13 protein-coding genes are annotated in these 13,597 nt (G+C 33.3%); 7 read left to right on the top strand and 6 right to left on the bottom strand.

Features of this window, described 5'->3' with window-relative positions:
- Positions 1 to 2 precede the first annotated feature (2 nt).
- Together DFQ06_RS09315 and DFQ06_RS09310 are read right to left on the bottom strand one after the other, a co-directional pair.
- Positions 3 to 1,343 carry a TolC family protein gene (locus DFQ06_RS09315; RefSeq protein ID WP_133967391.1) on the bottom strand — a complete coding sequence of 447 codons (1,341 nt, stop codon included), beginning with the start codon at positions 1,341 to 1,343 and terminating at the stop codon, positions 3 to 5.
- A gap of 1 nt (position 1,344) precedes the next feature.
- Entirely contained in the window at positions 1,345 to 1,950 is a 606-nt protein-coding gene (locus DFQ06_RS09310; RefSeq protein ID WP_042496500.1) for a TetR/AcrR family transcriptional regulator, read from the bottom strand.
- Positions 1,951 to 2,075: 125 nt separating this feature from the next.
- On the opposite strand from DFQ06_RS09310, the gene DFQ06_RS09305 reads away from it, so the two are divergent.
- The 6 genes from DFQ06_RS09305 (at position 2,076) to DFQ06_RS09280 (ending at position 6,989) form a co-directional block, all read left to right on the top strand.
- On the top strand, positions 2,076 to 3,050 hold the full coding sequence (locus tag DFQ06_RS09305; RefSeq protein ID WP_133967389.1) for a polyprenyl synthetase family protein: 975 nt from the start codon (positions 2,076 to 2,078) through the stop codon (positions 3,048 to 3,050).
- Positions 3,051 to 3,086: 36 nt separating this feature from the next.
- Positions 3,087 to 3,437 carry a hypothetical protein gene (locus DFQ06_RS09300; protein ID WP_042502750.1) on the top strand — a complete coding sequence of 117 codons (351 nt, stop codon included), beginning with the start codon at positions 3,087 to 3,089 and terminating at the stop codon, positions 3,435 to 3,437.
- A gap of 68 nt (positions 3,438 to 3,505) precedes the next feature.
- Positions 3,506 to 3,940, top strand: coding sequence for an RrF2 family transcriptional regulator (locus DFQ06_RS09295; RefSeq protein WP_133967388.1), 435 nt, complete (start codon positions 3,506 to 3,508; stop codon positions 3,938 to 3,940).
- 48 nt (positions 3,941 to 3,988) lie between these two features.
- Positions 3,989 to 4,720 carry an iron-sulfur cluster repair di-iron protein gene (ric, locus tag DFQ06_RS09290; RefSeq protein ID WP_133967386.1) on the top strand — a complete coding sequence of 244 codons (732 nt, stop codon included), beginning with the start codon at positions 3,989 to 3,991 and terminating at the stop codon, positions 4,718 to 4,720.
- A 200-nt stretch (positions 4,721 to 4,920) separates the two neighbouring features.
- Positions 4,921 to 5,742, top strand: coding sequence for a universal stress protein (locus DFQ06_RS09285; RefSeq protein WP_133967384.1), 822 nt, complete (start codon positions 4,921 to 4,923; stop codon positions 5,740 to 5,742).
- A 59-nt stretch (positions 5,743 to 5,801) separates the two neighbouring features.
- The gene (locus DFQ06_RS09280) at positions 5,802 to 6,989 is read left to right on the top strand and encodes a hypothetical protein (protein WP_074936919.1); all 1,188 of its coding nucleotides are present in this window, start codon (positions 5,802 to 5,804) and stop codon (positions 6,987 to 6,989) included.
- A 41-nt stretch (positions 6,990 to 7,030) separates the two neighbouring features.
- Here the strand turns inward: DFQ06_RS09280 and DFQ06_RS09275 are convergent, their stop codons facing one another.
- From DFQ06_RS09275 to DFQ06_RS09260, 4 genes are all read right to left on the bottom strand, one after another.
- Positions 7,031 to 7,741: an SCO family protein gene (locus DFQ06_RS09275; protein WP_133967382.1), complete on the bottom strand. Its 711-nt coding sequence runs from the start codon at positions 7,739 to 7,741 to the stop codon at positions 7,031 to 7,033.
- 5 nt (positions 7,742 to 7,746) lie between these two features.
- Positions 7,747 to 8,520, bottom strand: a complete 774-nt coding sequence (locus DFQ06_RS09270; protein ID WP_133967380.1) for a formylglycine-generating enzyme family protein — start codon at positions 8,518 to 8,520, stop codon at positions 7,747 to 7,749.
- An 8-nt stretch (positions 8,521 to 8,528) separates the two neighbouring features.
- The gene (gene nirK / locus DFQ06_RS09265; protein WP_133967378.1) at positions 8,529 to 9,977 is read right to left on the bottom strand and encodes a copper-containing nitrite reductase; all 1,449 of its coding nucleotides are present in this window, start codon (positions 9,975 to 9,977) and stop codon (positions 8,529 to 8,531) included.
- 157 nt (positions 9,978 to 10,134) lie between these two features.
- Positions 10,135 to 10,665: an alpha-ketoglutarate decarboxylase gene (locus tag DFQ06_RS09260; RefSeq protein ID WP_133967376.1), complete on the bottom strand. Its 531-nt coding sequence runs from the start codon at positions 10,663 to 10,665 to the stop codon at positions 10,135 to 10,137.
- Positions 10,666 to 10,822: 157 nt separating this feature from the next.
- Here DFQ06_RS09260 and DFQ06_RS09255 point away from each other — a divergent pair, with 157 nt between their 5' ends.
- Entirely contained in the window at positions 10,823 to 13,561 is a 2,739-nt protein-coding gene (locus tag DFQ06_RS09255) for a 2-oxoglutarate dehydrogenase E1 component (protein ID WP_042496513.1), read from the top strand.
- Positions 13,562 to 13,597: the final 36 nt, after the last annotated feature.

Raw genomic sequence — 13,597 nt, 5'->3', positions numbered from 1 at the left:
AATTAGTTTATTTGACTAGTTATGGTTTCTAAAGCTACTTTGTTGTTTATAACATTAAGCATAGCTTGTAGAAACTCTTGTTGTGCTGTGTAAAGTTGCGTTTGTGCTTGTCTTAAATCGAAACTAGAAGCAATACCTTCAAAAAACTTGGTTTGGTTTTTAGTTTCAATACGTTCGGCAAGGTTTAAGTTTTCCTTTTTATTGGTGTACTCTTCAATAGCAAATTGATAATCACTTTTAGCCGATGCAATTTGAAGTTTTAATTGTTGCTCGGTTTCTGTTAAATCGTCTTCAGCTTTTTCTAAGTTGATTTGAGCACGTTGTATTTTAGATTTTGTTGCTCCAGACGTAAAAATAGGCACACTTAATTTAGCTCCAAAAATGGCATAACCATAGTATTTTTGATCACTATTGAAAAACGTAAATTCAGGACTATAAGCGCTATAACCACCACTTAAAAAAGCACTAAGCGTAGGTAGATTTTTGTATTTCTCTAATTTTAATAATAGTTCTTTAGATGTTTTATCGTTTTCGGCAATTTTATAATCTATGGTGTTTTCTACACTGAATGGATTATCAATTAAATCTAAATCGATGTTTTGAGCCGTTAACGTTTCTAGGTTATCGGTAAGTGTTGTATTGTTATCAATATCTAAACCTAAAGTGATATTAAGCATTTGGTAAGCTACTTTTTTCAATCTAATGCTATTGTTTAGGGTGCTTTTAATGCTAGATAATGTTATTTTTAATTGCTCTACACTTTCTTCTTCCTCTAAACCGTTTTCGTAAATTTTGGTAATTTCATCAAGATTTTTTTGAAGTGCCGTTTTATTACGTTCTAAAATAGCAACACTTTCTTCTGTTAGCAAAACGTTGCCATAAGCATTAACTACTGCTTTTTTAACTTCTAAATCTGTTTTAGTTTTAGCATTTTTAGATATTTCTAAATATACTTTGGCCGATTGTAAACCAACAATGTAAGAACCGTCAAAAAGTAACTGACTTAGCGTTGCAGAACCAATTAAACTTTGTTCCAAGCCTAAAGCAAGTGCTGTGTATTCGCCTTCTGGACCACCAAAAGCAGAGGCTTCAACAACTTGTAGTTGCTGCTTTATACTGTTTTGGTAGTCTACGGCTGCATTAAGTTGTGGTAAACCTGCTGCGGTAGTTTCCCATTTTTGTTCTTTAGCGGCATCTATATCTCTAGAAGCATTTTTTGCCGTTCTATTATTTTCAAGGGCAAAATTTATAGCAGCATCTAAAGAAAAGCTATTGGTTTCTTCTTGAGAAATAGCCGTTATAGAAACTAATAAACTAAAAAATATAATTAGTTTGTTTTTCATTTTATGATTGAGTTTTTGTTATAAATTTATTTAAAGTTTCAAATCCTTTTTCGGTAACAATGGCTCTTAAGTGGTATTCTAAGTAACTTTCCATTAAGTAATCCATAGAGAATAAATCTGTTGGAAAAATGGTGCCATCCTTAATACCCGTCATTCCATTAAAATACATTCTAGAAATAAAATTGATATCTATATTGGCACGAAATAGGCCGGTGTCGATACCTTTTTGAAGGCTATCACTAACGGAATCGTGCATTTTTTCAAATTGTTTTAAATGCAGCGTTGCATAAATTTGAGGGTAATATTTTTTAAGTTGAAATTGAGGAGACGATTTTTCACTCTCTAAATGATTCATTACAAACATTTTTATATCGTATAATTCCTCAATAGGGTTTATGGAATTACAGCAAATATTGTCTATGCCATTGCAAATAACATCGAAAACAGAAAAAGAAACCGCTTCTACTAACTTGGTTTTATTGGCGAAATGCACGTAAATGGTTTTTTTAGAAATGCCCATTTCATGAGCAATATCGTCCATTGTAACGCTTTTAAACCCTAGGTTTAAAAACAAATCGGTGGCTTTGTGTACTATTTTTTCTCTCATAATTCGTGGCAAATGTACAACAGGAAACTTTAAAAACAAAAATAGTTTCCTGAGTTTTAATCATTTTTTAATATTAAATTTACTTTCAGGGTTTTTAATATGTTCAATTCCTTTATTTTTGCGCGATGCTTTCAATAGAAAAATACCAACACGAGTTTATAGAATATTTAGAGACGTATTCTACTGTAAAAGAGCCTGAAAATCTTTACGCGCCAATTCAGTATATTTTGGAGTTAGGCGGAAAAAGATTAAGGCCAGTTTTAACTTTAATGGCTGCCGATATTTTTGGAGACAATTATAAGCATGCTTTAAATGCTGCTTTAAGTATTGAGGTGTTCCATAACTTCTCTTTAGTTCATGATGATATTATGGATGATGCACCTTTGCGTAGAGGGCATGAGACCGTGCACGAAAAGTGGGATGTAAATACAGCTATACTTTCGGGAGATGCTATGCTTATTATGGCGTACCAACTTTTTGAAAATTACGAGGCTCCGGTTTTTTTAGAGCTTGCTAAGTTGTTTAGTAAAACGGCTTTAGAGGTTTGTGAGGGTCAGCAATATGATGTTGATTTTGAAACTAGAACAGATGTTAGTGTACCTGAGTATTTGAAAATGATTGAATACAAAACTGCGGTTTTAGTTGCTGCTGCCATGAAAATGGGAGCCATTGTTGCGAAAGCTTCAAAAGAAGATCAGGATAATATTTATAGTTTTGGTCGTTATTTAGGTATAGCATTTCAATTACAAGACGATTATTTAGATGCTTTTGGTGATCCAAAAACCTTTGGAAAGCAAGTTGGTGGTGATATTATTGAGAATAAAAAAACCTATTTATATTTAAAAGCTTTAGAGTTTTCTAATGAGGAAGATAGTGTGGCGTTAAGCCAATTATTTGCTTCTAATCCAGAAGATGTTACCGCTAAAATAGAAACTGCAAAACAATACTTTGTAAATTCAGGTTCGGCGGAAGCTACTAAAAAGGCGATACTAGCTTATACTGAAAAAGCCTTTGCAGTGTTGGAATCTTTAAATATTCCGGAGCCTAAAAAAGCCATACTTAAAACGTTTGGTAGTAATTTAATGAACCGTACGGTTTAAGTTTTTATTTTTTCCACGGAAGTGTAAATTTACATGATGCAGTTACCCACTAGTTTTGATCATTTAATTGAAGAAGCAAATGCTTTAAATTTATATAAAAAACTGATTTTACAGCTTAACAAAGACTTTTTGTTGGCCAATGTAGATTTAGATTTTCATGAAGAAGTTTTACCGTCTAGCTTGAAGTTACTGCTTCATGAAACGGTTTATAGGCTTATTCAAGAAAAATTTAACGAGTATTTAAATTTGCTTTACATTATAGATGTTCCCGAAAAAGATGTGAAAGCTTTAAATGGAGATGATGTTTTAGAACTATCGGAAGAAGTTATGTTTTTAATTTTGAAACGAGAATGGCAGAAGGTTTGGTTTAAAAATAAATATTCTTAAAATTTAATAAAGATGTTTTTATCCTATTTAAAAATATCTTCATATATTTGTATTATAAAATAAGTATTATGTTTTCTAAAGCTTGTGAGTACGGAATTAAAGCAGCAATTTTTATTGCTACAAAATCCTATGAAGACAAGCGTGTTAGTCCTAAAGAAATAGCCGAGAAAATTAATTCGCCTCAGGCATTTACTGCAAAAATATTACAATCTTTAGTACGTAATGATATTGTGAGTTCTGTTAAAGGGGCTTACGGTGGTTTTGAAATACAAAAAGATAGAATTAGTCAGGTTAAATTAGCCCAAATTGTAAAATCGATCGATGGTGATAGTATTTATATGGGCTGCGGTTTAGGTTTGGAAAAATGTGATGAAAATCACCCATGTCCGGCACACGATAAATTTAAAATTGTTAGAGATGAACTTCAGAATATGCTGGAAAACACTACTTTAGAAGAGCTGGCGCTTAATATTAAATCGGGGTCTGCATTTTTAAAGACATAAAAAAAATTTGAATATAAATAGGATAAATTTATCCGAAATAAAATAATTATGGAAACACTACATAAAGACGCACAAAAACACATCGGGCAATTTGTAGCAGAAGATTTTAGAACTGCTGCTGTTTTTTCTAAGTATAAAATAGATTTTTGCTGTAATGGTAATCGATCTGTGGAAGCTGCTTGCGAAAAAAAAGGAATAGATAGTAATATGTTATTAGAAGAATTGGAGTCTGTACTAAGCACAACTACAGGCCAATCTATAGATTATAAATCGTGGCCATTAGATTTACTGGCAGAATATATTGAAAAAACGCACCATAGATATGTAGAAGAGAAAATACCGGTGCTGCGCCAGTTTTTAGATAAGCTTTGTAGAGTGCATGGAGAACGCCATCCCGAACTGTTTAAAGTGAACGAATTATTTACAGCTTCGGCTGGAGAATTATCGGCTCATCTTAAAAAAGAAGAACTTGTACTTTTTCCTTTTATAAAAAAAATGGTGAAGGCGACTTTAGATGATAGCGCTGTGCAAGCACCACATTTTGGTACTGTTGAAAACCCAATAGCCATGATGATGAGTGAACATGATAATGAAGGTGAACGTTTTAGACAAATAGCTGAACTTACAGATAATTACAACCCGCCAGCAGATGCTTGTAATACCTATAAGGTAACCTACGCCATGCTCGATGAGTTTGAGAAAGATTTACATTTACACATACATTTAGAAAATAATATTTTATTTCCAGAGGCGATAAAATTAGAGAAGCGCTTTGTTTAAAAGTAACGTGTAATTATTGTTTTAATTTAAAAACCCTAATGTATATATTTTATAATATTCTAGGGTTTTTGTTTGTCTATAAGCATTGGTTTTTGATAAGATTTAAGCGTGTAACTATTTGCTTGATTGGTGTTTATGTGATTTTGGTCATGTTTTTTCTAGTTTTTTTAAAATAAATTGAAGGACTAATCGGCAACATTATGAAAAATATACTCTTACTTTCGGATTTTTCGGCTAATTCCATAAACGCCATACATTACGCCATGCATTTTTTTAAGAATCAAAAATGTAAATTTCATCTCATGAATGTGCATAAAATGGGGAGTTTCACTTCTGATGATTTAATGCGTTTCCCTGGTGAAAGTATTTATCAATCTATTACGCGAGAGCCTAAAGGGAAACTTTATGTGCTAAAGGCAGAATTAGAGAATACGTATAAAAACTTCGATTATCAATTTGAAATTCATATTGATTTTGATGTATTTATTGATGCTATTAATCAGGCTGTAGTAAGCAGAAATATAGATTTTGTTGTTATGGGAACCAATGGTGTTACTGGTGCCAAAGAAATTTTATTAGGCAGTAATACCATTAATGTTATCAGGAAAGTGGATTGTAAAATATTGGCTATTCCAGAAGGTTACAGGTTTACACCTATTAAAGAGTTACTTTTATCTGTAGGGCCTAGAGATGTTATAGACGGAAATCAATTTACCGATTTGTTAGAGTTTATGGAAACCTATCAATTACACCTCAATGTTTTAAGGCTTATGCCGAATAAAGAAAATCTAGACATAGTAAAACAAGATAGATCTAGCTTATCTATATTAAATTGTAAATATAATGTTGTAAACATGGTACCTATAGATTATGCTGTATTAGGTTATCTGCAAACAAATACTGTTGATTTTATGGCTTTGTTTGTAAGGCATGAAGGCTTTTTAGAGCATTTGTTTTCAAAAGGAAATAATAAAATCAATATTTCTAAATTACCAAAACCTATACTCGTGTTGCACAATTAGTTTTATATTTATTTACCATAAAAAGGTTTACTATATTTAGTGTGCCAGAAACCATAATAATGCCTAAAAAGTTAGTAGTAATTTGTTTATTTAATTTCTTAATTGCAGCCTTATTGGGTTTAGCTTTACGTTATTCCTTTTTAAATTCTATAGGTTTAAATTATAGGTTTTTAACCCATGCGCACTCTCATGTTGCTATGTTGGGTTGGGTGTATTTAATGCTTTATGTTTGTATTGTACATTATTTTATTCCTGAAAAAAAGCCGGTATACAACAAGTTATTTTGGGTTACTCAGTTTGCTGTTTTGGGTATGGTTTTAAGTTTTCCATTTCAAGGTTATGCTGTGGTTTCAATTTCATTTTCAACCTTGCATATTTTTTGTAGTTATTATTTTGCTTACTTAGTTTGGAAACATCATAAAACGGAATCACCAGTTACTAGCCGTTTATTAAAAACAGCGCTCGTGTTTATGGTAACCTCTACTATTGGGGTTTGGTGTTTAGGTCCTGCTGTTTCTATGTTGGGGCAAGCTTCTGCGTTTTATCAAATAGCAATTCAATTTTTTTTACATTTTCAATTTAATGGTTGGTTTTTAATTGCTGTTTTGGCTGTGTTTTTTCATCTTTTTAAAATAGGAAATTCTAAATTATTTAGTGCTTTCTATTGGGTTTTAATCGTGTCAACTGTATTAACGTTTGCTCTACCTATTCAATGGTTTGCACCGCATATGGTATTCCCTTTGATAAATGGTGTTGGTGTTGTGTTACAATTAGTTCTACTTGTTTTATTTGTAAAACTTATTAAGTTTAAGGAGAATAAAGTGGCTAGTGGAGATAATCTTGTCGTAATTAATTTGTATCGTTTTGCTGTGTTGTGTTTTGTTTTAAAAACCATTTGTCAAGCATCTTCTATTTTTTCGGAATTTGCCAATGCGGTTTATGGACATCGCAATTTTATAATTGGTTTTATCCATTTATTAATGCTTGGTGTGGTTTCTGGGTTTTTGTTTGCCTTCATTCTGAAAAACAATTTACTCTCTTATTCTAAAACTGCTTATCTTGGGATATATAGTTTTTTAGGAGGTTTTGTTTTAACGGAATTAATGTTGCTTATTCAGGGGTATAAGTTTTTTACAGGAAGCGGGTTGCTACCAAATTATTACCAATTATTGTTTTATTTCAGTATTTTATTGCCTTTCGGAATCACTTTAATACTGTTTAATTTAATTCGAAAAAAACAAGATTAAAAGGTTTTGTTTTAGTTGTAAACAGAAATGTAATACACCTATTAATGCACTGTTTTAAGTATGGTTTCAATAGTTTCTTTATTATCAACTCCCAAACCTTCTTGTTGATGTATTAATTCACCAGCCGGATTAAACACACTTATAATATTAGAGTGCGAGAAATCGATAGGAGAAATTTGTTTGTATTTCATAGAAAGTACATTAGCAAATTCGCGAACGCTACTTTCTGTGCCTTGCAAAAACATCCACTGTTCACCATCCATAATATTCTCAATAGCGAAAGATTTTAAGCGTTTTGGTGTATCGGTTAATGGATCGATACTTATTAAAACAAACTGAATATCTTTAATTTTCTCAGGAGGAAGTTGTGCTTCAATGTTTCGCATATCGGCAACTAATCTTGGGCATGCTGCTTTGCACGAGGTGTAAATCATTACCATCACTAAAGTTTTTCCTTTTAGTGCTTTGAGTTCAATGGTTTTGTTTTCTTCGGTTTGCCATTTTGAAGTTAGGTTAAATATCGATTCCTCGGAAATGTTATCGTCATTTTTTATAGTTTTAGCTGTTTCATTAATGGCTACTAAATCCATTTTACAAACAACGCAATTCCCTGATGCGCTATAAGTTTTATCGCCTTCGCAGGCCATTGGGCATTTAAAAACTTGAGAGATTTCAGTATTTTTATCAGACTTGCAGCTTTGTAGTAATAACCCTGAAGTAAATAGTATAAGGATGAATTTTAATGCTTTCATAATAATTAATTTTTAACAGGTTTCACGCAACGGAAACCTAGGTTTTTCATAGCGTATTTTGCTTTTAAACTTCCGCGTATAGCATAGCGCATAAAGGCAGCATAGTTCATTAAATCGGTGGCGTTTAAAGAGGCGCTTCCGCAAAATAAATTTGAATCTTTATCAACATCTTTTCGCGATTCACCTGTAATTAAAACAGAATTGAAATCGAGTGTCCATTCCCAAACCAAGCCGTGTAAATCGTAAACACCCCAAACATTTTTCGGGTGTAACCCGATAGTGTCTTCATTAGAGTGCGGCGCTTCATACCAAGCTAGTATTTTTTTATTAAACGATGGTTTAACGCGTGCATCTCTTGTGGTTTCGTCTGCCATGGCTGCATATTCCCATTCGTCTACGGTTGGCAAGCGCTTACCTTGGCATTCGCAATAGGCTTTAGCTGCATACCAAGATATATAGGTTGCTGGACTGTTTAAATTTTCTGTAGGTTTTAATTCTAAATTAGAATTCCAGTTTGCCAAATAGCTTTTATCCGAAAATAGTTTTAGAATGTTAGATTTTTGCCATTTTGGATTTTCTTTTAAAAAATTGAGATACTCTAAATTTGTAACAGGGTAGATGTCCATTTCGAAATTTTTAACTTCTACAACCGTCGAGTCCCTGCCATATAGAGGAATATATCGGCTACCTTCTATAAAAACCATACCTTTAGATTGGCTATGCGCCAATGTTTGGACAACCAACAAAGCAAGCAAGAATCTAAAGGTTAGGTTTTTCATAATATTAATTATTTACTGTTTTTTACTTTGTCTACCATTTCTTTTGTAACTACTTTTTTAGAGTTACCCCAGCTGTTGTATACATAGGTTAGTACGTTTGCTATTTCATCTGAAGATAGCATTTGTCTTGTCATAACACTATTGTAAGTTTCGCCATTAACCGTAATTTCGCCGGTTTTACCATGAAGAACAATACCAATAGCACGATCTACATCTGCATTTAAATAATCGGATTTTGCTAATGGAGGAAAGGCATGTGGAATACCTTGGCCTTCACCTTGGTGACAAGCAAAACAAGTTTGCATATAGGCTTGTTTTCCAAATTCCATTTGTTCTTCAAACGATTTTGCAGGAATTTCCGAAGCTACAATTTCATCTGTTGTTGGCATGTTTTGTATTCCAGGACCTTCTGGTAAGTAAATATCATCGCGTATTTCGCCAGAATAAAGTGTTTTGTTTTTCTCTCCTTCAACTTTAAGCATTCCTAAGGCTCCTTTATTAAAGGCTCTAAAAATAGAGTGGTCTACTAAAATAAATGTGCCAGGTACTTCAACTTTAAACTCCATCATGGCAGCGCCACCGGCAGGAATTAATGTGGTTTGTACGTTTTCGTTAATAAGGTCGCCGCCTTCTACATGTACTCTATCGAATATTTCACCAATAACATGAAAGGAAGATACTAATCCTGGTCCACCATTACCAACAAAGAGTCTCACGGTTTCACCTACTTTAGCTGTTAATGCATTGTCGCCAGTAAGTGCGCCTACTTTTCCGTTAAAAACAACGTAATCGGCTTTTTCGTCAACGGCTTTTTGCATATCAAAAGGTTGTAAGCCACGTTCACCATTCGCGCCTTTAGTGTAAAAATCACCTTGCATAATGTAATATTCTTTATCTACAGGAGGTAAACCGCCTTCGGGCTCTACTAAAATTAAACCATACATACCGTTGGCAATGTGCATTCCAACAGGGGCTGTTGCACAGTGATAAACGTATAAACCAGGATTTAAGGTTTTAAAGCTGAAAGTTTTTTCGTGGCCAGGTGCTACAAAAGAAGATTCTGCTCCACCACCAGGGCCAGTTACGGCGTGCATATCTATATTGTGTGGTAATTTGTTGTCTGGGTGGTTTTGTAAATGAAATTCTACCTCGTCACCAACACGAGTTCTAATAAAACTTCCTGGTACGGTGCCACCAAATGTCCAGTACATATATTTTACACCGTCTGTCATTTCGCCTTCTTTCTCAAGAATCTCCATTTTTACAATCAGTTTTTTTGCTTTACGTCGGCCAACTGGAGTTGGTACGTTTGGCGGAGATGTTAACTCTGCAATCATTTCTCTGCTTACAGGTATGTCTGCGGTATTTTCATACTCCTGTTCTTTCGATTTAAAACAAGACGTTAATAGTAGGGTGCTTAGAAAAGTTAAGCTTAATAAAAGGTTGGATGGTCTCATTAGTATTATTTTTTTAGTGATTTTATTTAAATTTTTAATTAGGATAAATTTATCTTAATTAAGGTTTATCAAAAATAATACTAAGCTTACTCGTAAAATATGACAAAAGTCAGTTTTATAAGTAAAGGATTAGAACATGTAATAAGTGTGTCTGTTTTTAGAAGTAAAACCGTACAAATGGGGCCCAGGCTTCAGAATATATACTTTTATCTTGGTCGTACAATACATCGTAACGAATACCAAAAGTTACGTTGCCATTTCTATAACCGGCTCCAAAATATAAGGCAGGAATCCAATAATTATCGTTCGGGATATCTAAATTTACATTATACCTGCGGTTTACATTAAGGTGCTCGAACTCGGCAGATAGTTGAATTTCGTTAATTGGGTTATAAAAACCTATTAAACTTCCTCCTAAAATAGTAGATTTATAAACATTTTTCTGACTGTTGTACGTACCATTTACACCTATACCTAAAGAAAAGGAGTTGTTAAACTCGTAAACTGCATTTGGAGCTAAAGTACCACTGAAAAATCCGTCTCCGAAATTTAAACCAATACCTCCTCCATATCTTACATGCTCCCAAAAATCGCTTTTGAAATTTTGAGAATTAGATTGGTTAACCAGAGATATAAAAAATATTGAAAAAACAATAACTGCTTTGTTAATTGGGAAAAAAAGTTTCATAAGAATTAGAAATGATTAATAATTTAACAGTTTTCACTGCCATATTCGTGAAATGAACATTATTTGCCATAAATATAGTTAAAGAAACCTCTAATTTTACTAAAAGTTGTATTTTTGAAAAATATTTTGACTAACCTACAAGGGATTAAAAATAGCAATGGATAAATTTTCATTTTTAAATACAGCACACACAGCATATTTTGCTGACTTATACGATCAATATTTGCAAAACCCAGATTCGGTAGAACCGAGCTGGAGAGCCTTTTTTCAAGGTTATGATTTTGGTAGCGAATACTCGGAATTAGACGGGGAAACAACAGGAGGTGTCTCGGTAGATGTGCCAGAACAACTTCAAAAAGAGTTTCAAGTTGTAAGACTTATTGATGGCTACAGAATGCGTGGGCATTTGTTTACTAAAACAAACCCAGTACGTGATCGTCGTACCTATTCACCAACTCTAGAAATCTCGAATTTCGGACTTAACGCAAACGATTTAGATACCGTTTTTACTGCCGGAGAAATTTTAGGTATTGGTACTAGAACACTTCGTGAAATTATTATACACCTAGACAATATATATTGTAGTTCTATTGGTGTAGAGTATATGTACTTGCGTAACCCAGAAGTTATTGCTTGGTGGCAAGGACAACTTAACAGAAATGATAATCAACCAAATTTTTCGGCTGAAACAAAAAAATATATACTTTCAAAATTAAACCAAGCGGTTACTTTCGAAAACTTTTTGCAAACTAAATATGTTGGGCAAAAGCGTTTTTCGTTAGAAGGAGGAGAATCTTTAATTCCTGCTATAAGTAATGTGCTTTTTTATGCCGTAGAAAAATATGGTGTTAAAGAATGTGTATTAGGTATGGCTCACCGTGGTCGTCTAAATACATTGGTTAATATTTTTAGAAAACCTTTGCACGAACTTTTTAGTGAGTTTGATGGTAAAGATTTTGAAGATATGGATATTGATGGTGATGTAAAGTATCATTTAGGGTTAACACTCGATAAAACTTACCAAAACGGTAAGGATATCAAGATGAATTTGGTGCCAAACCCATCGCACTTAGAAACCGTTGCTCCAGTAGCAGAAGGGATTACAAGAGCAAAAATTGATACGGATTACGATGGTGATGATTCTAAAATATTACCAATTATAGTACATGGTGATGCTGCTATTGCTGGGCAAGGTATTGCTTATGAGGTAGCACAAATGAGTCAGTTAGCAGGGTACAAAACCGGAGGAACTGTACATATTGTTGTAAATAACCAAATTGGGTTTACAACTAATTACTTAGATGCACGTTCTAGTACCTATTGTACAGACGTTGCTAAAGTCACTTTATCTCCAGTTTTACACGTAAATGCTGATGATGCAGAAGCTGTTGTTCATGCCGTAGAAATGGCATTAGAATACAGAATGAGATATAAGAAAGATGTTTATATCGATTTATTAGGGTATAGAAAATATGGCCATAATGAAGGTGATGAACCAAGATTTACACAGCCTAAATTATATAAAGAAATAGCTAAGCACGCTAACCCGTTTAAAATTTATGCGGATAAATTAATTGCTGAAAAAACAATTGATCAAGCTTATGTAGATGGTATTATTTCTGATTTTAAAGAGACTTTAGAAGCAGAGTATACTAAAGCTAAAGAAGCTAAATCTTCTATAGTTCGTGAGTTTATGCAAGAACGCTGGACAGATTTTGAACGTCAAGATGAAAAATCTATGCTTATTTCTGAAGATACTGGCTATCCAAAAGAAAAGTTAGAAGAGATTTCTAAAATTGTTTCAACAGTTCCTAAAGGTGTTAAGTTTTTACGTAAAGCTGAACGTATACTTGCCGGACGTGAAAAAATGGTTTTTGAAACCGATACCTTAGATTGGGGTATGGCAGAAACTTTAGCTTACGGAAGTTTGCTTGAAGAAGGATTCAATGTTCGTATTTCTGGGCAAGATGTAGAGCGTGGTACATTTAGTCACCGTCATGCTATTTTGCGCGATGAAATTTCAGAAGAACGTATTAACTTACTAAATACAAATCCTGAAAATAAAGGTAAAATGGATATTTACAATTCCTTTTTATCAGAATATGGTGTGTTAGGTTTCGATTATGGTTATGCCATGGCAAACCCAAATACATTAACCATTTGGGAAGCTCAATTTGGAGATTTTAGTAATGGTGCTCAAATTATATTCGATCAATATTTATCGGCTGCGGAAGATAAATGGAAATCACAAAACGGTATTGTTGTATTATTACCGCATGGTTACGAGGGGCAAGGTTCTGAGCATTCATCGGCAAGAATAGAGCGTTACTTACAGTTATGTGGAATGGATAATATGATTGTTGCAGACTGTACAACGCCAGGTAATATGTATCACTTGTTACGTCGTCAAATGAAACGTAACTATAGAAAACCATTAATTGTTTTCACTCCAAAGAGTTTATTACGCCATCCAAAAGCAGTGTCTAGTTTATCAGACTTAGCTTCTGGTCAGTTTGAAGAAGTAATCGACGATACTATTAATCCAACAAATGTTAAGAAATTAGTATTCTGTACAGGTAAATTTTATTACGATTTATTAGCTGAAAGAGAAGAATTAGGAAATGAAGATGTTGCTTTAGTAAGGATAGAGCAATTATTCCCACTTCATTTAGAAAAAATACAAAGTGTAATAGACAAGTATCCAAATGTAGAAAATTATATTTGGGCACAAGAAGAGCCAAGAAATATGGGAGCTTGGAGCCATATGGCACAGCGCATGGATTTAGTGAAGTTAGAAGTAATATCACGTCCATTTAATTCTGTACCAGCACCAGGATCTAGTACTAGAGATAAAAGAAGGCAACGTCGTGTAATCGATGAGGTTTTCGGAAATTAAATAAAAAGAATAAAATTCATATACCATTAAAATTAT

Source organism: Algibacter lectus (assembly GCF_004368925.1).
Taxonomy (GTDB): Bacteria; Bacteroidota; Bacteroidia; order Flavobacteriales; family Flavobacteriaceae; genus Algibacter; species Algibacter lectus.
Note: the sequence above shows the minus strand (reverse complement) of the source record. Positions and strands in the feature narration are given on the sequence as shown.

Excerpts from the sequence above, each read along its gene's own strand:
- DFQ06_RS09255 (WP_042496513.1), top strand. The coding sequence starts at position 10,823 with ATGGATAAATTTTCATTTTTAAATACAGCACACACAGCATATTTTGCT.
- DFQ06_RS09310 (WP_042496500.1), bottom strand. The coding sequence starts at position 1,950 with ATGAGAGAAAAAATAGTACACAAAGCCACCGATTTGTTTTTAAACCTA.
- ric (WP_133967386.1), top strand. The coding sequence starts at position 3,989 with ATGGAAACACTACATAAAGACGCACAAAAACACATCGGGCAATTTGTA.
- DFQ06_RS09260 (WP_133967376.1), bottom strand. The coding sequence starts at position 10,665 with ATGAAACTTTTTTTCCCAATTAACAAAGCAGTTATTGTTTTTTCAATA.
- DFQ06_RS09295 (WP_133967388.1), top strand. The coding sequence starts at position 3,506 with ATGTTTTCTAAAGCTTGTGAGTACGGAATTAAAGCAGCAATTTTTATT.
- DFQ06_RS09280 (WP_074936919.1), top strand. The coding sequence starts at position 5,802 with ATGCCTAAAAAGTTAGTAGTAATTTGTTTATTTAATTTCTTAATTGCA.
- DFQ06_RS09270 (WP_133967380.1), bottom strand. The coding sequence starts at position 8,520 with ATGAAAAACCTAACCTTTAGATTCTTGCTTGCTTTGTTGGTTGTCCAA.
- DFQ06_RS09305 (WP_133967389.1), top strand. The coding sequence starts at position 2,076 with ATGCTTTCAATAGAAAAATACCAACACGAGTTTATAGAATATTTAGAG.
- nirK (WP_133967378.1), bottom strand. The coding sequence starts at position 9,977 with ATGAGACCATCCAACCTTTTATTAAGCTTAACTTTTCTAAGCACCCTA.
- DFQ06_RS09275 (WP_133967382.1), bottom strand. The coding sequence starts at position 7,741 with ATGAAAGCATTAAAATTCATCCTTATACTATTTACTTCAGGGTTATTA.
- DFQ06_RS09315 (WP_133967391.1), bottom strand. The coding sequence starts at position 1,343 with ATGAAAAACAAACTAATTATATTTTTTAGTTTATTAGTTTCTATAACG.
- DFQ06_RS09300 (WP_042502750.1), top strand. The coding sequence starts at position 3,087 with ATGCAGTTACCCACTAGTTTTGATCATTTAATTGAAGAAGCAAATGCT.
- DFQ06_RS09285 (WP_133967384.1), top strand. The coding sequence starts at position 4,921 with ATGAAAAATATACTCTTACTTTCGGATTTTTCGGCTAATTCCATAAAC.